8 protein-coding genes are annotated in these 5,104 nt (G+C 40.5%); 5 read left to right on the forward strand and 3 right to left on the reverse strand.

Annotated elements, in window-relative coordinates:
- Positions 1-75 precede the first annotated feature (75 nt).
- Positions 76-1,182 (reverse strand): NAD(P)/FAD-dependent oxidoreductase, encoded by a 1,107-nt coding sequence (locus HWQ37_RS01550; RefSeq protein WP_292742950.1) that lies wholly within the window; start codon positions 1,180-1,182, stop codon positions 76-78.
- A gap of 233 nt (positions 1,183-1,415) precedes the next feature.
- Between HWQ37_RS01550 and HWQ37_RS01555 the strand changes: the two genes are divergently transcribed.
- Entirely contained in the window at positions 1,416-1,571 is a 156-nt protein-coding gene (locus HWQ37_RS01555) for a hypothetical protein (protein WP_292742952.1), read from the forward strand.
- Positions 1,572-1,637: 66 nt separating this feature from the next.
- On the opposite strand, the gene HWQ37_RS01560 is transcribed toward HWQ37_RS01555, so the two are convergent.
- Both HWQ37_RS01560 and HWQ37_RS01565 read right to left on the reverse strand, forming a co-directional pair.
- Positions 1,638-1,970: a hypothetical protein gene (locus tag HWQ37_RS01560; protein ID WP_292742954.1), complete on the reverse strand. Its 333-nt coding sequence runs from the start codon at positions 1,968-1,970 to the stop codon at positions 1,638-1,640.
- Positions 1,971-2,489 (reverse strand): transposase, encoded by a 519-nt coding sequence (locus tag HWQ37_RS01565; protein ID WP_292742956.1) that lies wholly within the window; start codon positions 2,487-2,489, stop codon positions 1,971-1,973.
- Positions 2,490-2,651: 162 nt separating this feature from the next.
- Here HWQ37_RS01565 and HWQ37_RS01570 point away from each other — a divergent pair, with 162 nt between their 5' ends.
- The 4 genes from HWQ37_RS01570 to HWQ37_RS01585 all read left to right on the forward strand — a co-directional run bounded on the left by HWQ37_RS01570 (position 2,652) and on the right by HWQ37_RS01585 (position 4,900).
- Positions 2,652-2,993 carry a hypothetical protein gene (locus HWQ37_RS01570; protein ID WP_229486908.1) on the forward strand — a complete coding sequence of 114 codons (342 nt, stop codon included), beginning with the start codon at positions 2,652-2,654 and terminating at the stop codon, positions 2,991-2,993.
- 194 nt (positions 2,994-3,187) lie between these two features.
- Positions 3,188-3,604 carry a hypothetical protein gene (locus HWQ37_RS01575; RefSeq protein WP_292742959.1) on the forward strand — a complete coding sequence of 139 codons (417 nt, stop codon included), beginning with the start codon at positions 3,188-3,190 and terminating at the stop codon, positions 3,602-3,604.
- Positions 3,597-4,325 carry a hypothetical protein gene (locus tag HWQ37_RS01580; protein ID WP_292742961.1) on the forward strand — a complete coding sequence of 243 codons (729 nt, stop codon included), beginning with the start codon at positions 3,597-3,599 and terminating at the stop codon, positions 4,323-4,325. The genes HWQ37_RS01575 and HWQ37_RS01580 overlap by 8 nt, the downstream gene beginning before the upstream one ends.
- A 164-nt stretch (positions 4,326-4,489) precedes the next feature.
- On the forward strand, positions 4,490-4,900 hold the full coding sequence (locus tag HWQ37_RS01585; protein WP_292742962.1) for a hypothetical protein: 411 nt from the start codon (positions 4,490-4,492) through the stop codon (positions 4,898-4,900).
- Positions 4,901-5,104 lie beyond the last annotated feature (204 nt).

The following is a 5,104-nucleotide window of genomic DNA, read 5'->3' on the forward strand; positions in this document are numbered from 1 at the left end:
TTCTGCGTTCATATAAGTTACATTTTGTCAAAACAAATTAGATGCGTTTCCCCTGGTTTTGACATCGGCTTATTCTTATAGAAAATTGGTATTAGCAAAGCGTTCTGCTAAAGGTGGTACCATTACTAGCGGATTGCTTAATCCACTAAACACATAAACATTGTCTAATCCTGGAACAGCACCAATTATAGGAAATTGATTCCCACTAAATGCCACTAAGCAATGATGCCAAGTTCCTGGTAAATTCTTCAAAGTTGGTAACACTTCCCCGACACTTTCTCGCAACCATTTTTCACTTGCTTGTGAATTTACCTTGGCATGAGGATCTGTGAGAATACGACTAATTTGACCCAAGCGTAAAGTGCCATCTTGAAATTGAATTGCGCCAGCATCTAAAATCGCTGTTACTGGTTCATTACCTGGCTGCTCCCAAACTTCATCGACTTGAGCAGATTGGGCTTCTAATTGAAATCGTTGCACATTTGCTGGCATAACTAAGGTGCTTAACTTGACATCAACTGGTGCAGTTTCAATTATTTCTGCGTGGGTAAAATATATTTTAGTGGAAATACCAGATGCCTTTAATAGTTGGCGGCTAAGTCCACCTGCACAAATGACAACATTTGTACTGTGGTAAGTTGCAGTAGTGGTTTTTACACCACTTTCTAATATTTGCAATACTTGGGTAATTTGTACTTCACCCCCACCACGCAAAAAAGCTTGAATGTAAGCTTGTGCTGTTTTTTGTGGATGAATATGACCGTGTTTAACAGTTAAAGCACCAGATATCGCCTGTTGATTTAGGAGTGGTTCCAGTTCAATCGCTGCTTGTGGGCTAAGTAAATGTGGTACATCGGCACAATTATTATAGGATGCAGCGATCGCTTCTGGGTCACTAGAAACTGGAATAGTCAGTAATAAATCTAATTCCCGAAACTCGATATCAGCGTCTAACTCAAGAGATAGGATACGATAGCGATCGCTTGCTTCTTCGCACAATTGGCGAGTAAATGCTGTAGTACCCGACCAATACGCAAGCCCACCATAACTATAACGAGTTGCATTCTGTGGTATTTCATATTCTTCCACCAGAAGTACGTTAAAGCCTACTTTTCCTAATTCATAAGCAAGTGCAGCACCCGTAATCCCACCACCAACTACAATCCAGTCGTAAGTTTTCATCTTAAATTTCCACTCAGCAACAACCATCTAATATGTCAGGGCAAACGCATCATGTCAACAGAAAGAGCTTATTGTCAATAAGCTGAAAAATAGTCGCATTAATAGCTACTTATTGACATAGATTTAGCGATCGCTTTGAAGCTTGGAAAATAAATCAAACGCGAAATGCTGATTTTTTCGTTGGTTCTTAACGTTGGTTGTGATTAAGAGTAATTTAGATGCGTTTGCCCTGTGTGCAGAAGCAACAGAATCTGATTGCAGCCATCGCTGAAATCTGTGTTTCTCCAATGCAGGAAGTACAGGCGCTGCGGATTCTCATATATCGGGGAGAAGCAGCTTGTCGGCAGTACTTGCGTTCGGTGTTGGTGAAGCGAAAAAAGGTTTTTTGAAGTACCAAAAAACAGCCCCTATCTCATATATAAAGATAGAGGCTGTAATACTATAATCAAGTAGTTTTAACCAAGTGCAGTGGCAATGGCTCTGCCGAGGTGATTCAATGTTCTCTCCCGTGAGAAATCGGCTGCTGCTCGTGCTGATTCAGCCAAAATAGTATCGGTGTTGGGGGTCAATTTTAACGCACCCCCCAAGTAACCCAATGCTTTGACATAATAATCAGATAAATTAGTCGAAGCAAGTCGCTTGACGGTTTGATGATCGCCACTGTTAAAAGCAGCCAGAGCTTTACTATGTAGTTCAGTTTCGGGAGTTCCCAAAACTTGAAGGATAGCATCAACAGCTACTTTTACTTTTTCTAAAGTAAGTTCGGTATTTATAGGTGTTGTGACCATTTAAAGTTCTCCTTTTAACCAATCATCGTTCGTTTCTGCGTCCACTTGAGAGGCATACAGTGAATCCCAGTTGCGGCACAGCTGCTCGTGAATTATTTTGGAAATAAATTTAGTTGCGCTGGAGCCATCAAAATGAATTGCCGTCCTCAGTAACAGGTAATTCTGCCGTGTGAGCGGAAAGTAATTACTTTGTTTTTCAATTACATCATCTGGTAAAACTATATGCGCCAAAGGATCTTTAGGGATTTCATGCTCTAATATCGGGCTAGTGTAAGGTGGTAAACCTCTAAATCCCTGCTCTAGAACTATATTTGCCCAAAGGGAAGGGGCAATTTCCCTTTTTTGTAAATCCAATATTGCCAATTGAGTGTAGTAAGTCCGATTTCGCCCTAACCACCCTCTGGTGTATTGCATAATCAGCATTTGCCGGGAGTCTCCTGATGCATTGCTGAAAGCTTCTAGCTTTTCGTCGTTATCAGGAGTGATGTAGTAACGAGAAACTGAAAATTGATATGCCATAAGCCATGAGGCAAATTTAATTCAATCTGCTCTAAGTTTATATCAATATCGAGGAGTTATGATAACATTTTTGAATAAGCTTCAAGCGATCGCCCCCGGCCAAGGTAAGCGATCGCCGTTTCCGCTCCTTGTGACGCTAATCCCATAGGAGGGTACTTAAACATGGTACGAACATTAGAAGACAAGTTCAATCGTAAGAGTGAACTTTTTTTGTTGTCGGAAGACGAATATCAACCGAAAAATAAACTGGAAGAAATTGCAGTTAAAGCAGTTAAGTTAGCAGGGTTACACACCCGGCTTGGGGACTATGAATTTGTCTCGACAGCAGTTAGATTACTTGAGCCATTCATTGCTGCATGGTATCACCGCGCCGAACTGTCGCCGCCATCAACCGCGACAATTTGCAAATGGTTTTATAGTGAGCCACCAAAGTGGGCGATCGCTTTATTGGTGAATGAACAGCAAAAAATTTTTGAACAAGTTTCGCGGAATCTTCAAATTTAGATAAAACAGAAAACTCTACGAAATCCGAAAAAGCCCTTGAAGATTGCGAGTGGCTTTTTTATTGTAGAAAAGTCAGGTCAATCACAGTTAATTCACTATCAATTAATAGAGAATATGACATCAAAATCATACGGAATTGACACGGGTATTGACTATGTTTTTTACACTATTGACTACCTATTGACTATTTATTGATGAACCAAGCATGGAGAGAACAACTTTTTAGCCGAAAGACTACTAATTCCGGGTTGAATCCTTTGGTTTTACCGATGACTAATGCCAAAATGTTGCGAGTTTTGGATATTTGCTATCGGACATGGGAGCGTTGGACAGAAGTGGCTGAAACAATCCCTCAGTATAAATTATCACGAATCCAAATGCAGAAGATGGCACAGGAAAAAAGGTTAAGAGCGCCATTGATTCGTCCATATCAAGTATGGGTACTAGGCAGGATTGGCGAAGTGTTTGGAGATTTAGATCAAGGCACAAACAAGGTTGAAATAGCAAAGTCGATTGTGGAAGCCAATAAGTCGGAGTACACCATTAAAGAATTTGAAGCTGAACAAATCAGATTTACACAACCATTGACAGGAGAATTACAAAATGTCTGAAACAATAGATAAATTTAGCCGTCAAGATTTGTTTGAATTACTGGGTGAAAAATACGCTCCTGTAAAAATCATTGCTGGTTTACAGGAGTTGGCTAAGTCCGACCCAGATATTAACCAAGATGTAGAAGATGACGCAAAAGAATTTAGTATTGACATTTGCGATCGCTTGGAAAAGTTGTTCAGTTTAGCGCAAGCAACCCTCGACAAATCGAAGCTGTTAGGAGGTAGCGGCAATTTAGCGAATATACAGACGGGAGCTATGGACATGGCCACTGAACAATTACAACTTGTTGGAGTCAGCCGGGAAACGTTTAAAGCATTCTTGGACATTGTGGCAGGTAAGACTGTTGCCCAAGCGCTGGCAGTTCATGAGTTTGAGCAAGAATTGTTCGATGAAATCACGAGTGAACTTGATGCTCGTTCATTACAGCGACGGACAGAGCAAGGTTTTGATGAAATAGCGTTTATTTATCAGTTGGCCAAAAATCCCGAAATCAGGCAACAAATTACCCAAGAATACGGGTTAAAGACTGGGGATGAGGTAAAACAACTAGTTCAAACCCTCACAACTGCTGCAACTGTTGGTTTTGACCCGGAAGCATTCTTACAAGAACTAGGAGTACCAACACCTGAAAAAAAGTCTACACAACCTGCGACAATTCAGGATTTGAAAAATTTGACACGCTCTTTGTTGAGCGAGAAATTCCAATCTCCAGCTTAAAATGGCGCAAGTTCTTCAAGGAGAATCTTTTCGGATTCTCAGTCATTTTTTTTCTAGTTTGCATTGGGCTATCTGTTTACACCCGTATTATCAATGCACCGCCACCCCAGACAACACAAAGTATCGACGGGCAACAACCGTAAAATATTTCGGGTGAGTGTTTGATGAAATATCAGAAGCAAGCGATGTTGGGATTATTGGGCATGGGGTTAATAGCAAGTCCTTGGTTATCGCAACTGCCAGCCCAATTCAAAACTTACAACAGTGGCATTACGATTCGAGAGTCTGAAGAACTAGAACGCATTAAAGCCGAGCAAAGGGCAGCGACCGCCGACAAAATTAACTCTCTTGGAGTTACGCCCTCATTCAGTAAGTTACGAATCAGGAACTATCTAGACTCAAAAAAACATAATCCTAGACCTGATACTACAGGTTATTTAGAAGATGAAACAGTTTTTGTGTATGACTCAACGGGTTTTTGTATTGGGCGAATTGAACAGAGGCAATGGCGGCGGAAGTATAGATTCAAAAATGCTTGTAAGAATTCACCACTATACCAAGATTCTCATGATTGATTTATGAAATATCTCACTCCAAACAAATCTAATTCACAACCAAACTCAGAACCATCACCACAAAGAGAGCCGAAAAAAGGAGGGAGTGACTACTTAGAATTATTAGCTCGGTGTATTGTGGCATTAATCTCACTGCCAGTCATCTTTATTAGACCTATCCTTAATATAAGCTTTGTGGGATAATCAAAAAATAATTAAGCAATA

This window comes from Nostoc sp. NMS4 (genome assembly GCF_017115095.1).
Lineage (GTDB): Bacteria > Cyanobacteriota > Cyanobacteriia > Cyanobacteriales > Nostocaceae > Nostoc.

Bases quoted from the DNA above. Each gene is read 5' to 3' on its own strand.
- HWQ37_RS01550 (WP_292742950.1), bottom strand. From the start codon at position 1,182: ATGAAAACTTACGACTGGATTGTAGTTGGTGGTGGGATTACGGGTGCT.
- HWQ37_RS01560 (WP_292742954.1), bottom strand. From the start codon at position 1,970: ATGGTCACAACACCTATAAATACCGAACTTACTTTAGAAAAAGTAAAA.
- HWQ37_RS01565 (WP_292742956.1), bottom strand. From the start codon at position 2,489: ATGGCATATCAATTTTCAGTTTCTCGTTACTACATCACTCCTGATAAC.
- HWQ37_RS01570 (WP_229486908.1), top strand. From the start codon at position 2,652: ATGGTACGAACATTAGAAGACAAGTTCAATCGTAAGAGTGAACTTTTT.
- HWQ37_RS01575 (WP_292742959.1), top strand. From the start codon at position 3,188: ATGAACCAAGCATGGAGAGAACAACTTTTTAGCCGAAAGACTACTAAT.
- HWQ37_RS01580 (WP_292742961.1), top strand. From the start codon at position 3,597: ATGTCTGAAACAATAGATAAATTTAGCCGTCAAGATTTGTTTGAATTA.
- HWQ37_RS01585 (WP_292742962.1), top strand. From the start codon at position 4,490: ATGAAATATCAGAAGCAAGCGATGTTGGGATTATTGGGCATGGGGTTA.